The organism is Variovorax sp. 05T418, assembly GCF_056396385.1.
Genome location: NZ_JBFTLJ010000006.1, coordinates 221,119 through 236,049 on the forward strand (window position 1 = coordinate 221,119; position 14,931 = coordinate 236,049).

Genomic DNA, 14,931 nt, shown 5'->3' on the forward strand with positions numbered 1-14,931 from the left:
CCTCTGTGCGCCTGTCAGGCCTGGACGAGGTTCGGAATTCCCACGTCGGGATTCACGTCGGCCTCGTAGTCCACGCCTTCGATGCCGAAGCCGAAAAGGCGCAGGAACTCGGCCTTGTAGCCGGCGAGATCGGTGAGTTCACGGACGTTCTGGCTCGTGACCTGCGGCCAGAGCGCCGTCACGCGCGCCTGCACTTGCGGGGACAGTTCCTTGTAGTCCGCGCGCAGCCGGCCCTCCTCGTCGAGGTGCGGCGCGCTGCCGCAGAGGCTGTCGGCAAAAAGCCCGTACACCTGCTCGATGCAGCCCTCGTGCGTTCCCTCGGCCTTCATCACCTTGAACAGCAGCGACAGGTACAGCGGCATCACCGGAATCGCCGAGCTCGCCTGCGTGACGACCGCCTTCAGCACCGAGACGCGCGCATCGCCGCCCTTGGCAGCCAGCCCGGCGCGGATGCCGAGCACCTTCTGGTCGAGGTCCTTCTTGGCGGCGCCGATGGAGCCGTTCCAGTAGATGTCGTGCGTGATGCGCTCGCCCAGGTAGGTGAAGGCGGTGGTCTTCGCGCCATCGGCCAGCACGCCCGCGGCCTGCAGCGCGTCGATCCACATCTGCCAGTCTTCGCCGCCCATCACGGCCACGGTGTCGTCGATCTCTTTCTGCGTGGCGGGCTCGAGCACGGTGTCCTTGACGACCTCGTTGTCGGTGTCGAGGCCGCGCAGGCTCACGGCCTTGCCGATGGGCTTGAGCGTCGAATTGAAGACTTCGCCGGTCTTCGGATGGGTGCGCCGCGGCGCGGCCAGGCTGTAGACGACGAGGTCGACCTGGCCGAGATCCTCGCGAACGGCGTCGATGGTTTTCTGCTTCACGTCGTCGGAAAAACCGTCGCCGTTGATGCTCTTGGCGTAGAGGCCCTCTTGCGCGGCGGCGCGGTGGAAGGCGGCCGTGTTGTACCAGCCGGGCGAGCCGGGCTTGCTCTCGCTGCCGGGCCGCTCGAAGAAGACGCCCAGCGTGCCGGCGCCGCAGCCGAAGGCCGCGGTGATGCGCGCGGCCAGGCCGTAGCCGGTCGATGCGCCGATGACCAGCACCCGCTTCGGCCCGCCCGCAATCGGCCCCTTCGCCTTGACATAGCCGATCTGCTGCCTGACGTTGGCCTCGCAGCCCGCAGGATGGGTCGTGACGCAGATGAAGCCACGCACGCGCGGTTTGATGATCATGAAGAGCTCGCTCGCTGAAGATGGATGCCGCGGGGGCCGGGGGCGCGGGTTTTTGCGCCGCGAATTTAACCCAGGCCGTGCCAGGGCCGATCCGGCAAGGCCATATGCATATGTCGATTGAGGATTTAATAATCGCGGGTTTTGTTGATAGGGTCCAGCCCTTCGTCTTTTCATCCGGAGTGAGAACAACCATGCGCCACACCCTGCTCGCCGCGGCCCTCGCCGCCTCCACCCTGCTGACGGGCATCGCCGCCCATGCCGACCAGCTCGCCGACATCAAGAAGAAGGGCGAGCTCGTGGTCGGCGTGCTCGGCACCGACGAACCCGCCACCTTCATCGACCCGAAGACGCGCCAGATCGTCGGCTACGAGGTCGACCTGGTGAACGCCATTGCCAAGAAGATCGGCGTGAAGCCGGTGCTCAAGCAGATTGCCGTGGCCGCGCGCATTCCCGAACTGCAGCAGGGCCACGTCGACCTGGTGGCGGCCGGCCTCACGCACAACAAGGAGCGCGAGGCGCAGATCGACTTCTCGCTGACCACCTTCGTCACCGGCCAGAAGGCCATCGTGAAGAAGGACAGCGGCATCACCGAGGTGCCGCAGCTCGCCGGCAAGAAGGTGCTGACCATCCGCGGCGGCACGCAGGAGCCCAACATCCGCAAGGCCGTGCCCACCGCCGAGGTCGTGACCTTCGACACCAGCCAGCAGGCCTTCCAGGCGCTGCAGCAGGGCAAGGGCGTGGGCTACGTCGACGACGAGGCCGCGCTGCTGCGCAGCTACGCCAAGCTCGGCCCGCAGAAGGCCCAGTACGTGGTGCTCAAGCAGAACCTGAGCACCGAGGCACTGGCCATCGGCATCAAGAAGGGCGAAAGCGCGCTCAAGGCCGTGGTGGACGACACGCTGCGCGAGCTCGAGAAGTCGGGCGAAGCGCAGAAGATCTTCGTCAAGTGGTATGGGCCGAATACCGCCTCGGGCTTCCAGACGCGCGACTTCAAGCTCGAGAGCGACAAGATCGACTGACATGGTATTTCTCCTTCCCCTTCCGGGGGAAGGCCGGGATGGGGGCTTGCGGCCTCTGAACAGTCCTCGGCGGTGATACTGTCGCCCCCCATGCCCCTGTTCGACTATTCGCTGCTCTTGACCGGCAAGTACCACGACATGCTGGTCGCGGGCCTGTGGCTGTCGCTGCAGCTGCTCGCGGCCTCGCTCGTGCTGGCGCTGCCGATCGCACTGGTGGTGGCGCTCTTGCGCCTTTCGCCGCTCGCGCCGCTGCGCTGGCTCGGCTTTGCGTACGTGGAGACCATCCGCAACATCCCGCTGCTCGCGCACATGCTGTTCTGGTACTTCGGCGCGCCCGAGCTGCTGCCCGAGGGCATCAAGCAGTGGCTCTATGCGGGCCACATCGAAGCCTACAGCGCCATCATCGCGCTGTCGCTCTACACGGCCGCCTTCATGGCGGAAGACATCCGCAGCGGCATCCGCGCGATTCCCACGGTGCAGTTCGAGGCCGGCCGCGCGCTGGGCTTCAGCTTCCTGGGCGCCATGCGCCGCGTGGTGCTGCCGCAGGCGCTGCGCGTGACGGTGCCGCCGCTGATCTCGCAGACGCTGAGCCTGTGGAAGAACACCTCGATCGCCACCGTGATCGGCGTGGCCGAGCTGATGTACCAGGCCGGGCAGGTCGAGAGCGCGAGCTTCCGCAGCTTCGAGTCGTTCGCGTTCGCGAGCGCGGCGTACCTGACGGTGTCGCTGGCCATCACCGGCCTGGCGACCTGGTACCACCACCGGTTCCCGGTGCGGACCATCTAGGGCTGTCGACGAGATGTTAGAGATCATCCACGACTACTGGGTCTACTTCCTCATCGGGCAGTACCCGAACGGGCCGCTCGGCGGACTGGTGCTCACGCTGCTGCTCGCCTCCTGCGGCCTGGTGCTCGCGCTGCCATTGGGCATCGTGCTCGGCCTGGCGCGCGTGAGCCCGTGGCGCTGGCTGCGCTGGCCGGTGACGGGCTTCGTCTTCGTGGTGCGCGGCCTTCCCTTGCTGATGGTGATCTTCTGGGCCTACTTCTTCCTGCCGAGCGTCACGGGCGTGAAGACCGACCAGTTCACCACCATGCTGATCGCGCTGGTGGTGTTCGATGCGGCCTACCTGGCCGAGATCGTGCGCGCCGGCATCCAGGGCCTGCCGCGCGGCCAGATGGAAACCGCCCGCGCGCTGGGCCTGGACTACGGCCGCGCGATGCGCCTGGTGGTGCTGCCGCAGGCGTTGCGCAGCATGCTGCCCTCGCTGGTGAACCAGTTCGTCTCGACCATCAAGGAGACCTCGCTCGGCTACATCATCGGGCTGGCCGAGGTGTCGTTCATTGCGACGCAGATCAACACGCAGGTGTTCACCAAGCCCGCGCAGATCTACCTGATCCTGGGCCTGACCTATTTCATCCTGTGCTTCGGCCTGTCACGCTTCGCCTACTGGCTCGAAGGCCGGCTCGCGCGGCGCGGCATGTCCACCGCCAGCGCCGTCTCGGCTCCCAAGGTATCCGCATGATCGAACTCCAGAACGTCAACAAGTGGTACGGCAGCTACCACGCCCTGGTCGACATCGACGAGACCATCCGCAAGGGCGAAGTGGTGGTCGTCTGCGGGCCTTCGGGCTCGGGCAAGTCGACGCTGATCCGCACCTTCAACCGGCTGGAGCCGATCCAGTCGGGCCGCATCCTCATCGACGGCAAGGACATCCATGCGCCGGGCACCGACGTGAATGCGTTCCGCTCGCGCATCGGCTTCGTGTTCCAGCAGTTCAACCTGTTTCCGCACCTCACGGTGCTGCAAAACTGCACGATGGCGCCAATGCAGCTGCGCGGCCTCTCGCGCAAGGAGGCCGACGAGCGCGCCATGGCCCTGCTGCAGCGCGTGGGCCTGGCCGGCAAGGCGAACGCGTGGCCGAGCGAACTCTCGGGCGGCCAGCAGCAGCGCGTGGCGATCGCGCGCGCCCTGGCCATGCAGCCGCCGCTGATGCTGTTCGATGAACCCACCAGCGCGCTCGACCCCGAGATGGTGGGCGAGGTGCTGCTCGTGATGCGAGATCTCACGCGCGACGGCATGACCATGGTCTGCGTGACGCACGAGATGGGCTTTGCGCGCGAGGTGGCCGACCGCGTGCTCTTCATGGACGAGGGCAAGGTGCTCGAACGCGCGACGCCCGACGACTTCTTCAACCGGCCGCAGCATCCCCGCGCGCAGCAGTTTCTTTCGGACATCCGCTCGCCCTTCGCGCGCGACGCATGAGATGCTCTCCACGCCCATGACCGACACACAGACGCTTCCCGTGATCGACGTCGCACCGCTCGTGGCCGGCGCGCCCGAGCGCACAGGCGTGGCCGCGCAGATCGGCGCCGCCTGCCGCGCGCACGGCTTCTTCTATGCCACGGGCCACGGCGTCGACGCGGCGCTGGTGCGGCGCCTCGAAGAGCTGAGCCACCGCTTCTTCGAGCTGCCCGAAGAAACCAAGATGCAGTGGCGCATGGCGCTGGGTGGGCGCGCCTGGCGCGGCTACTTTCCGCTCGGCGGCGAGCTGACCTCGGGCCGGCCCGACTGGAAGGAAGGCCTCTACCTCGGCACCGAGCTGCCCGCCTCGCATCCGCTGGTGCAGGCGAAGACGCCGGTGCACGGGCCCAACCTGTTTCCCGACGTGCCGGGTTTTCGCGAAACCATCCTCGCCTACATGGCGGCCGTCACGCAGCTGGGCCACCGGCTGATGGAGGGCATCGCGCTGAGCCTCGGCCTGCCGGCCGCGTATTTCGCCGAGCGTTACACCGCTGACCCGCTGATCCTGTTCCGCCTGTTCAACTACCCCTCGCAGCCCGTGCCCGAGGGCCTGGACGTGCAATGGGGCGTGGGCGAGCACACCGACTACGGCCTGCTCACCATCCTGCACCAGGACGACGTGGGCGGCCTCGCGGTGCACACGCCCGGCGGCTGGATCGATGCGCCGCCGGTTCCGGGCGCCTTCGTCTGCAATATCGGCGACATGCTCGACCGCATGACCGGCGGGCTCTACAAGTCGACGCCGCACCGCGTGAAGCGCAACACCTCGGGCCGGGACCGGCTCTCGTTTCCGCTGTTCTTCGATCCGAACTTCGAGGCGCGCGTGCAGCGCATCGAAGGGCTCGCGGGTGCCGAGGCGCGCGACGACAGCGCCGAGCGCTGGGACCGCGCCAACGTGCACGCCTTCAGCGGCCGCTACGGCGACTACCTGCTCGCCAAGGTGTCGAAGGTGTTTCCACAGCTGCGCGACGAAGTGCTCTGAGGCGCTTTCGACGGAGGGCCGGCGGGAACGCCGATGAATTCGTCCTCCCAGTGGCCGACATCCGCATCGGGATCGGAGATGGGCACGAGCTTGTCGCTGCGGCAGTAGAAGGTCCAGCCCTCGAACAGCACGTCGTAGTAGGTGCCGGGCAGGTAGCGCTCGCTGGGCGCCTCGTAGGGCGCCGAGACCACCTCCACGATGCGCCCCACCGCGCGCTCGGTCATCGGCGACGCGAGGCAGCTGTCGAGCACGTGGCAGAGGGTCCCGATCTTGATCATGTGCGCATCACCTGGCCGGGAAACCATCGCGGCACGTGTGCCACGGCCTCATGCAGGGAGTCGAGCACATGGAACGCCCGCTCGATAATCGCAGCAGGCGGGTGCTTGAGGTCCGGCACGATCACGACCCGAAGACCCGCCGCCAGCGCGGCCTTGGCGCCGTTCTCGCTGTCCTCGAAGGCCACGCATTCCGCGGGATCGACGCCCAGGCGCTCGGCCGCGAGCAGGTAGAGCGCCGGATCGGGCTTGGCGCGCGCCACCTCGTCGCCGCCCGCGAAGGCCTCGAAGTGATGGAGCACGTCGAGGCTGCCGAGGCAGGCCGCGATCTGGCCGCGCCCGGACGAGGAGGCGACCGCGCAGCGTATGCCGCGTCCGCGCAGGGCCGTGAGCAGCTCGGCCGCACCGGGCTTGATGGGAAAGAGCGGCCGGGCGTCGCCGTCGGCGCGCTCCAGCTGCAGCGCGGCGGTCACTTGCGCGGCCGCGTGCTGGTAGGCGGCCGCGCCGCCGAGCAGCGCCGCAAGGATCTGCTTCGACTCGGCCATGGCCAGCCCCACGCATTGCAGGTATTGGGCGTGCGAAAGCTCGATGTCGAGCGTGCGGGCCGCTTCGATCCAGGCGGCCATGATGGGCCGCTCCGAATCGATGAGCAGCCCGTCCATGTCGAAGATGGCGGCGGTGAACATGGGGTGATCCTAAGCCCGCGCGGCGGAAAGCAAAAAGGGGCCGACGGCCCCTTTTTTGAATGAACGGCTGCGATCCGCCTCTTCAGTCGCGCACCAGCGCCCGGTTGAGCCCCAGCGCCGCCAGCGTGCCGACCGCGCCCGACAGCAGGTACACGCTCACATAGGCCAGCCCGAAATTCGCCGACAGCCCCAGCGCCACCAGCGGCGCGAAGGCGGCACCGATGAGCCAGGCCAGGTCAGCCGTGAGGGCCGCGCCGGTGTAGCGGTACTTGGGTTCGAAGTTCGAGGTCACGGCGCCGGCCGCCTGGCCGTACGACAGGCCCAGCAGCACGAAGCCCAGCAGGATGAAGATGTCCTGCCCGAGGCGGCCGCCGTCGAGCAGCGTGGGCGCAAAGCCGCTGAACACCGCGATCATCGCGGCCAGGCCGCCCAGCGTGAAACGCCGTCCCACGCGGTCGGCAACCACGCCCGAGGCCACGATGCCGCCGGCGCAGAACACCGCGCCGATCATCTGCACCACCAGGAACTCGGTGATCGACTGGTCGGAGTACAGCGTGATCCACGACAGCGGGAAGACCGTGATCAGGTGGAACAGCGCATAGCTGGCCAGCGCCGCGAACGCGCCGATCAGCAGGTTGGCACCCTGCGAGCGGGCCAGCTCGACCACGCTGGTGGGCTGCAGCTCGCGCTCCTCGAGCAGGCGGGAATACTCTTCGGTGGCCACCAGCCGCAGGCGCGCGAACAGCGCCACCACGTTGATCGCGAAGGCCACGTAGAAGGTGTAGCGCCAGCCCCAGTCGAGGAAGTCCTTGAGCGGCAGGTTGGCGTAGAGGTAGGCGAACAGCGCGCTGGCCACGAAAAAGCCGAGCGGCGCACCCAGCTGGCCCAGCATGGCGTACCAGCCGCGGCGGTTTTCGGGCGCATTGAGCGCCAGCAGCGACGGCAGGCCGTCCCACGAGCCGCCGAGCGCCAGTCCCTGGGCGAAGCGGAACACCGACAGCAGCACGATCGACGTGAAGCCGAGGCTCGCGTAGCCCGGCAAAAAGGCAATGCCGGCGGTGGAGGTGCCCAGCACGAACAGCGCAATGGTCAGCTTGGCTTCCCGCCCGAAGCGCCGCTGGATGGCCATCGAAATGACGGTTCCGAACGGCCGTGCGAGGAATGCGAACGAAAAAACCACGAAGGCGTAGAGGGTTCCCTCCAGGCGCGCCTCGAACGGAAAGAACACCGCCGGGAACACCAGCACCGAGGCAATGCCGTAGACGAAGAAATCGAAATATTCCGACGCGCGGCCGATGATCACGCCCACGGCGATCTCGCCGGGTGCGATGTGTGAATGTTCGTCGCCCTGCCGGGCGGCGGTTTCGGACGTGTTCGGCACAGGCTGTGCGCCTTGCGGACTGATGCTGGACGTCGTCGTCATTGCGTTTTTTAATTCGGGTGTCACCGGCAGTGACAGAGGTAGACCATTGAACAGGTTCCAAGCGTCTCACCGAATGAGGATTCCCGCCATAGGACAAAACGTCCAATAGGCGGCGAAGGCCTTTGGTCGTAGATTGTGGAGTCTTTGCGCAGCCCACGCACTTCTTTCTTTCGGCATGCCCACCCTCAAATCTCTCCGCCGATGGCCCCTGTTGCTTCCGCTTGCCTTGCTGGCAGGCTGCAACACGGTGCTCATGAACCCTTCCGGGGACATCGCCAACCAGCAGGGACGCCTCATCGTCGTCTCCACCGTGCTGATGCTGATCATCATCATTCCGGTGATCGCGCTGACGCTCTTCTTTGCCTGGCGCTATCGCCAGTCGAACAAGGAGGCCGACTACAGCCCCGACTGGGACCACTCCACCCAGCTCGAGCTCGCGATCTGGGCCGCGCCACTGCTGATCATCATCGCGCTGGGCGCCATCACCTGGATCAGCACCCACACGCTCGACCCGTACCGGCCGCTGAGCCGGCTCGACGCCGAGCGCCCGGTTCCCGCCGAGGCCAAGCCGCTGGTGGTCGAAGTGGTGGCGCTCGACTGGAAGTGGCTCTTCATCTACCCCGAGCAGGGCTTTGCCACGGTGAATGAAATGGCCGCGCCGGTCGACCGGCCGATCACCTTCAAGATCACCGCCTCCTCGGTGATGAACTCCTTCTTCATCCCCGCGCTGGCCGGCCAGATCTACGCCATGCCGGGCATGGAAACCAAGCTGCACGCCGTCATCAACAAGCCGGGCGAGTTCGAGGGCTTCTCGGCCAACTACAGCGGCGCCGGCTTCTCGGGCATGCGCTTCAAGTTCCACGGCCTGAGCAACACCGACTTCGACCAGTGGGTGCAGAAGGTCAAGTCCGGCAAGGACGGCGAACTCACGCGCGAGCAGTACAAGAAGCTCGAAGCGCCGAGCGAGCGCGAGCCGGTGCGGCACTACGCCGCGGTGGTGCCCGACCTGTACGACGCCATCCTCAACCTCTGCGTCGACCGCAACAAGATGTGCATGAAGGAAATGATGGCCATCGACGCGGACGGCGGGCTGGGCAAGCCCGGCGCGTTCAACATTGCCACCAGGAAGGCCTGGCAGGCTGACACCCTCACCAATTCGCCCACGCGCAAGTACGTGACGGCGATGTGCACCACCGAAGAATGACGATGTTCGAGAACCTTGACCTGACGAAGCTCATCTTCGGCCGCCTCACGTGGGAGGCGATTCCCTACCACGAGCCGATCCTGCTCGTCACCTTCATCGCGGTCGTCCTCGGCGGCCTCGCACTGCTGGGCGCCATCACCTACTACAAGGTGTGGGGCGTGCTGTGGCGCGACTGGATCACCAGCATCGACCACAAGAAGATCGGCATCATGTACATCATCCTGGGCCTGGTGATGCTGCTGCGCGGCTTCTCCGACGCCATCATGATGCGGGCCCAGCAGGCCGTCGCCTTCGGCGACAACGCCGGCTTCCTGCCGCCGCACCACTACGACCAGATCTTCACCGCCCACGGCGTGATCATGATCTTCTTCGTGGCGATGCCGCTGGTCACGGGCCTCATGAACTTCGTGGTGCCGCTGCAGATCGGCGCGCGCGACGTGGCCTTCCCGTTCCTGAACAACTTCAGCTTCTGGATGACCACCTTCGGCGCCGGCCTCGTGATGGCGTCGCTCTTCGTGGGTGAATTCGCCAAGACCGGCTGGCTCGCCTACCCGCCGCTGTCGGGCCTTCTCTTCAGCCCCGACGTGGGGGTGGACTACTACATCTGGTCCTTGCAGATCGCGGGGGTCGGCACGCTGCTCTCGGGCGTCAACCTGCTGGCCACCATCGTGAAGATGCGCGCGCCCGGCATGACGATGATGAAGATGCCGGTCTTCACCTGGACCGCCCTGTGCACCAACGTGCTGATCGTGGCCGCCTTCCCGGTGCTCACGGCCGTGCTCGCGCTGCTGTCGCTGGACCGCTACGTCGGCACCAACTTCTTCACGAACGACCTCGGCGGCAACGCCATGATGTACGTGAACCTGATCTGGATCTGGGGCCACCCCGAGGTCTACATCCTGATCCTGCCGGCCTTCGGCATCTTCTCGGAAGTGGTGTCCACCTTCTCGGGCAAGCGCCTCTTCGGCTACGCCTCGATGGTCTACGCCACCGTGGTGATCACGATCCTGTCGTACCTCGTGTGGCTGCACCACTTCTTCACCATGGGCTCGGGCGCCAGCGTGAATTCGTTCTTCGGCATCACGACCATGATCATCTCGATCCCCACGGGCGCGAAGATCTTCAACTGGCTCTTCACCATGTACCGCGGCCGCATCCGCTTCGAGCTGCCCATGATGTGGACCATCGGCTTCATGATCACCTTCGTGATCGGCGGCATGACGGGCGTGCTGCTCGCGGTGCCCCCGGCCGACTTCGTGCTGCACAACAGCCTCTTCCTGATCGCCCACTTCCACAACGTGATCATCGGCGGCGTGCTGTTCGGCATGCTGGCGGGCATCACCTACTGGTTCCCCAAGGCCTTCGGCTACAAGCTCGATCCGTTCTGGGGCAAGTGCTCGTTCTGGTTCTGGCTGGTGGGCTTCTGGTTCGCGTTCATGCCGCTCTACATCCTGGGCCTGATGGGCGTCACGCGCCGCATGAGCCACTTCCAGGACATGTCGCTGCAGATCTGGTTCCAGGTGGCCGCCTTCGGCGCCGTGCTGATCGCGCTGGGCATCGCCTCTTTCATCATCCAGCTGGTGGTGAGCTACATCCGCCGCGATTCGCTGCGCGACACCACGGGCGACCCGTGGAACGGCCGCACGCTCGAATGGTCGACCTCGTCGCCGCCGCCGGCCTACAACTTCGCGTTCACGCCGCGCATCCACGACAACGACGCCTGGACCGACATGAAGCGCCGCGGCTACAGCCGCCCGGTCGACGGCTTCACGCCCATCCACATGCCCAAGAACACGGCTGCCGGCTTCATCATCGCGGCCCTGGCCGGCACCTGCGGCTTCGCGCTGATCTGGCAGATGTGGCTGGTGGCGGGCGTGGCCTTCTTCGCCATGCTGGCGGCCGTGATCATCCACACCTTCAACTACAAGCGCGACTACCACATCCCCGCGGAAGAGGTCGTTCGCACCGAGGACGAACGCACCCGCCTCCTGGCAGCAGCCCATGTCTGATACCACCGCCCTCCACTCCCCCGCGGCCGGCCACGCCCACAGCGACGCCACGGGCAAGCCGCCCGTGTTCGAGCTGTTCCACGTCGGCAACGACCACCACCCGGAAAACGGCACGCTGCTCGGCTTCTGGCTCTACCTGATGAGCGACTGCCTGGTCTTCGCCTGCCTGTTCGCGGTGTACGGCGTGCTGGGCCGAAGCTACGCGGCCGGCCCTTCGGGCGCCGACCTGTTCGACCTGCCGCTGGTGGCGGTCAACACCTCGCTGCTGCTGCTGTCGTCGATCACCTATGGCTTCGCAGTGCTCGAGATGCAGAGAAAGCGCATGGGCGGCACGCTCGCCTGGCTGGCCATCACGGGCCTTTTGGGCGCGGGCTTCATCGGCCTGGAGCTCTATGAATTCGCGCACCTGATCCACGAGGGCGCGGGCCCGCAGCGCAGCGCGTTCCTGTCGTCGTTCTTCGCGCTGGTGGGCACCCACGGGCTGCACGTGACCTTCGGCATCGTGTGGCTCATCGTGCTGATGATCCAGCTGCCCAAGCACGGCTTCACCGCCGCCAACCGCCGCCGCCTGATGTGCCTGTCGATGTTCTGGCACTTCCTGGACGTGGTGTGGATCGGCGTCTTCACCTTTGTCTACCTGATGGGATCGATGGCATGAGCACCGCCCACACCGAAACCGCAGCGCACGACGACCATCACGACGATGGCCCCGTCAGCCACAGCACCTTCAAGGGCTACATGACCGGCTTCGTGCTGGCCGTGGTCCTGACCGCGATTCCGTTCTGGCTCGTCATGGGCAACGTGCTCGGCAAGCCGAGCACCACCTCGCTCGTGATCCTGGGCTTTGCCGCGGTGCAGATCGTGGTCCACATGATCTACTTCCTGCACATGGACGCCAAGTCCGAGAGCGGCTGGAACATGCTGGCGCTGATCTTCACGATCGTGCTCGTCGTCATCACGCTGGCCGGATCGCTCTGGGTCATGTACCACATGAACGCCAACATGATGCCCATGTCGGTGCACGACATGAAGAACATGCCTTGACGCCCCCGCCGCCAGTCCCCAGCACCCGCAACGGCACACCAGCCGGCCGCCCGCGCGGCGCGGCGGCCCGGGTGGCTCTGGCGGTCTGCGCGGCCCTGGCTTTTGCGGGCTTCTTCGCGCTCGGCACCTGGCAGGTCGAGCGCCGGGCCTGGAAGCTCGATCTCATTGCCCGCGTCGAGCAGCGCGTGCATGCCCCGGCCTCCGAAGCGCCCGGGCGCGAGCGCTGGCCGCAGGTCAACGCGGCCGACGACGAATACCGCCGCGTGCGCATCGCCGGCCGCTTCCTCCACGACAAGGAAACCCTGGTGCAGGCCAGCACCCGGCTCGGCGCCGGCTTCTGGGTGCTGACGCCGCTGCAGGCCACAGGCGGCCGCATCGTGCTGGTCAACCGCGGCTTCGTGCCGCCCGAGGCGCGCGAGCGCGCCACCCGCGCGGCCACCGAACCCCAGGGCGAAAGCACCGTGACCGGCCTCTTGCGCATGAGCGAACCCAAGGGCGGCTTCCTGCGCAAGAACGAGCCGGCCGCCGATCGCTGGTTCTCGCGCGACGTGCAGGCCATTGCCGCGGCACGCGGACTCTCCAACGTGGCACCGTACTTCGTCGATGCCGAGGCCGTGCCCTCCCCGCCCGGCGCAGCGCCCGCCTGGCCGGCCGCGGGCCTCACGGTCATCGCCTTTCCCAACAGCCACCTGGTCTATGCGATCACCTGGTACGGCCTGGCGCTGATGGTCCTTGGCGCGGCCTGGTTCGGCTGGCGCGAGGGGCGCCGGCGCGCCGGCGAAGCCGATGGCGGCACAGGCGAAAATACCGCCCATGCCAACGCCACCGCCCGCCCCGATGCCCGCCGCGACTGAAGCCGTCGCGGTCGCGGGGGAACTGCATCCACCGCGTGCGGGCGTGGCAAGCCTGGACAACGCCACCGGCCACAAGAACATGCAGCAGCTGATCGAGCTGCGCTGGTTCGCGGTGGTTGGCCAGGTCGCCACCATCCTGGTCGTGCACTACGGCTTCGGCATCCGGCTGCCGCTGGAGCACATGCTGCAGGTGCTGACCTGCCTCGCGCTCTTCAACGGCGTGAGCCTGCTGCGCTCGCGCAGCCCGCGCCGCGTGACCAACGGCGAGCTCTTTCTTGCGCTGCTGGTCGACGTGGCCACGCTCACCGCCCAGCTCTACCTGAGCGGCGGCGCCACCAATCCCTTCGTCTTCCTGTACCTGCTGCAGGTCATCCTGGGCGCGGTGCTGCTGAAGGCCTGGTCGACCTGGACCATCGTGGCCGTCACCTGCCTGTGCTTTGCGGGGCTGGCGCTGTTCTCGCGCCCGCTCGCGCTGCCGCTCGACCACGACCGCGGTCTCTGGAGCCCCTACGTGCAGGGCATGCTGGTGTGCTTTGCGCTCAACGCGGCGCTGCTGGTGGTGTTCATCACGCGCATCAGCCGCAACCTGCGTGCGCGCGATGCGCGGCTGGCCGACCTGCGCCAGCGCGCGTCGGAAGAAGAGCACATCGTGCGCATGGGCCTCCTGGCCTCGGGCGCCGCGCACGAGCTGGGCACGCCGCTGGCCACGCTGGCCGTGATCCTGGGCGACTGGCGCCGCCTGCCGCATTTCAGCTCCGACCCCGAGCTGCTGACCGAGGTGGCCGAGATGGAACTGCAGATCCAGCGCTGCAAGAGCATCGTGAGCGGCATCCTGCTGTCGGCCGGCGAGGCGCGCGGCGAATCGTCGGAAGAAACCACCGTCCGCACCTTCCTCGACGAGCTGGTGGAGGAATGGCGCAGCACGCGGCCGGTCGAGGAGTTCGACTACGAGAACCGCTTTGGCCAGGACCTGCCCATGGTCTCCGATTCGGCGCTCAAGCAGATGATCTGCAACGTGCTCGACAATGCCCTGGAGGCCTCGCCGCACTGGCTGCGCTTCGAGGTGGCGCATGACGCCGATGCATTGACGCTCACGGTCACCGATGCGGGCCCGGGCTTCCTGCCAGCCATCCTGAAGGGGTTCGGCAAGCCCTACCAGTCGAGCAAGGGCCGCCCGGGCGGCGGGCTCGGGCTGTTCCTGGTGGTCAATGTGGCGCGCACCCTGGGCGGCCGCGTGGCGGTGCACAACCGGCCCGAAGGCGGCGCCATCGTGGCCATCACGCTGCCGCTCGCGGCCATCGTGCTGGAAGAAGAAGACGACGACGACGGAGAAGACGAAGCGGCCGGCACCCTCACCGATCGAAACGCAAAGCCATGACGGAAACCGCCGAAACCGAACGCCAGTTGCTGATCGTGGAAGACGACGCGGCCTTCGCGCGCACGCTCGGCAAGTCCTTCGAGCGCCGCGGCTACGCGGTCACGCAGGCCAGCAATGCCGAGGAGGTCGAGGCGCTGCTGCAGGCCCATTCGCCCGGCTATGCGGTGGTCGACCTGAAGCTCAACGGCGAGGCCTCGGGCCTGGCCTGCGTGCAGATGCTGCACCGGCACAACCCGAAGATGCTGATCGTGGTGCTCACGGGCTTTGCCAGCATTGCCACGGCGGTGGAGGCCATCAAGCTCGGCGCCTGCCATTACCTGGCCAAGCCGTCGAACACCGACGACATCGAGGCCGCCTTCGGCCGCGCCACCGGCACCACGGAGGTGGAGCTGACCAACCGCTCGACCTCGATCAAGACGCTCGAATGGGAGCGCATCCACGAGACGCTGGCCGAGACCGGCTTCAACATTTCCGAAACCGCGCGGCGGCTTGGCATGCACCGGCGCACGCTGGCGCGCAAGCTCGGCAAGCAGCAGGTGAAATAG

General features: G+C 66.9%; 16 protein-coding genes. 12 read left to right on the plus strand and 4 right to left on the minus strand.

The window, feature by feature from the left end; genetic code table 11:
• Nucleotides 1–14: 14 nt before the first annotated feature.
• A complete protein-coding gene (gene fabV, locus AC1DMS_RS14815; protein ID WP_478181300.1) occupies nt 15–1,211 on the minus strand; it encodes an enoyl-ACP reductase FabV in 1,197 nt (398 codons plus the stop codon).
• 191 nt (nt 1,212–1,402) lie between these two features.
• Between fabV and AC1DMS_RS14820 the strand changes: the two genes are divergently transcribed.
• The 5 genes from AC1DMS_RS14820 (at nt 1,403) to AC1DMS_RS14840 (ending at nt 5,513) form a co-directional block, all read left to right on the plus strand.
• Nucleotides 1,403–2,230: an ABC transporter substrate-binding protein gene (locus AC1DMS_RS14820; protein WP_015866814.1), complete on the plus strand. Its 828-nt coding sequence runs from the start codon at nt 1,403–1,405 to the stop codon at nt 2,228–2,230.
• Between the two features lie 90 nt (nt 2,231–2,320).
• The gene (locus AC1DMS_RS14825; protein ID WP_062365775.1) at nt 2,321–3,016 is read left to right on the plus strand and encodes an amino acid ABC transporter permease; all 696 of its coding nucleotides are present in this window, start codon (nt 2,321–2,323) and stop codon (nt 3,014–3,016) included.
• A gap of 13 nt (nt 3,017–3,029) precedes the next feature.
• On the plus strand, nt 3,030–3,752 hold the full coding sequence (locus AC1DMS_RS14830) for an amino acid ABC transporter permease (protein WP_478181301.1): 723 nt from the start codon (nt 3,030–3,032) through the stop codon (nt 3,750–3,752).
• A complete protein-coding gene (locus AC1DMS_RS14835; RefSeq protein ID WP_478181302.1) occupies nt 3,749–4,492 on the plus strand; it encodes an amino acid ABC transporter ATP-binding protein in 744 nt (247 codons plus the stop codon). The genes AC1DMS_RS14830 and AC1DMS_RS14835 overlap by 4 nt, the downstream gene beginning before the upstream one ends.
• A gap of 16 nt (nt 4,493–4,508) precedes the next feature.
• A complete protein-coding gene (locus AC1DMS_RS14840; RefSeq protein ID WP_478181303.1) occupies nt 4,509–5,513 on the plus strand; it encodes an isopenicillin N synthase family dioxygenase in 1,005 nt (334 codons plus the stop codon).
• On the opposite strand, the gene AC1DMS_RS14845 is transcribed toward AC1DMS_RS14840, so the two are convergent.
• The 3 genes from AC1DMS_RS14845 to AC1DMS_RS14855 form a co-directional block, all read right to left on the minus strand.
• Nucleotides 5,456–5,791, minus strand: coding sequence for a hypothetical protein (locus tag AC1DMS_RS14845; RefSeq protein ID WP_015866819.1), 336 nt, complete (start codon nt 5,789–5,791; stop codon nt 5,456–5,458). The genes AC1DMS_RS14840 and AC1DMS_RS14845 overlap by 58 nt on opposite strands.
• Nucleotides 5,788–6,474 (minus strand): HAD family hydrolase, encoded by a 687-nt coding sequence (locus AC1DMS_RS14850; protein WP_027729935.1) that lies wholly within the window; start codon nt 6,472–6,474, stop codon nt 5,788–5,790. The genes AC1DMS_RS14845 and AC1DMS_RS14850 overlap by 4 nt, the downstream gene beginning before the upstream one ends.
• Before the next feature lie 82 nt (nt 6,475–6,556).
• Nucleotides 6,557–7,897: an MFS transporter gene (locus AC1DMS_RS14855; RefSeq protein ID WP_436036637.1), complete on the minus strand. Its 1,341-nt coding sequence runs from the start codon at nt 7,895–7,897 to the stop codon at nt 6,557–6,559.
• Between the two features lie 175 nt (nt 7,898–8,072).
• Here AC1DMS_RS14855 and cyoA point away from each other — a divergent pair, with 175 nt between their 5' ends.
• The 7 genes from cyoA to AC1DMS_RS14890 are packed head-to-tail and all read left to right on the plus strand — an operon-like array spanning nt 8,073 to nt 14,931.
• Nucleotides 8,073–9,101 (plus strand): ubiquinol oxidase subunit II, encoded by a 1,029-nt coding sequence (cyoA, locus tag AC1DMS_RS14860; RefSeq protein WP_478181304.1) that lies wholly within the window; start codon nt 8,073–8,075, stop codon nt 9,099–9,101.
• A gap of 2 nt (nt 9,102–9,103) precedes the next feature.
• Nucleotides 9,104–11,110, plus strand: a complete 2,007-nt coding sequence (cyoB, locus tag AC1DMS_RS14865) for a cytochrome o ubiquinol oxidase subunit I (RefSeq protein WP_026284086.1) — start codon at nt 9,104–9,106, stop codon at nt 11,108–11,110.
• Nucleotides 11,103–11,768, plus strand: a complete 666-nt coding sequence (gene cyoC, locus AC1DMS_RS14870) for a cytochrome o ubiquinol oxidase subunit III (protein ID WP_015866824.1) — start codon at nt 11,103–11,105, stop codon at nt 11,766–11,768. Before cyoB ends, cyoC begins: the two co-directional genes overlap by 8 nt.
• Nucleotides 11,765–12,154: a cytochrome o ubiquinol oxidase subunit IV gene (gene cyoD, locus AC1DMS_RS14875; RefSeq protein WP_015866825.1), complete on the plus strand. Its 390-nt coding sequence runs from the start codon at nt 11,765–11,767 to the stop codon at nt 12,152–12,154. Before cyoC ends, cyoD begins: the two co-directional genes overlap by 4 nt.
• Complete coding sequence (locus AC1DMS_RS14880; RefSeq protein WP_478181305.1) at nt 12,151–13,008, plus strand: SURF1 family protein; 858 nt, start codon at nt 12,151–12,153, stop codon at nt 13,006–13,008. Before cyoD ends, AC1DMS_RS14880 begins: the two co-directional genes overlap by 4 nt.
• On the plus strand, nt 12,992–14,386 hold the full coding sequence (locus AC1DMS_RS14885; RefSeq protein ID WP_478181306.1) for an ATP-binding protein: 1,395 nt from the start codon (nt 12,992–12,994) through the stop codon (nt 14,384–14,386). The genes AC1DMS_RS14880 and AC1DMS_RS14885 overlap by 17 nt, the downstream gene beginning before the upstream one ends.
• A complete protein-coding gene (locus AC1DMS_RS14890; RefSeq protein WP_018905247.1) occupies nt 14,383–14,931 on the plus strand; it encodes a response regulator transcription factor in 549 nt (182 codons plus the stop codon). Before AC1DMS_RS14885 ends, AC1DMS_RS14890 begins: the two co-directional genes overlap by 4 nt.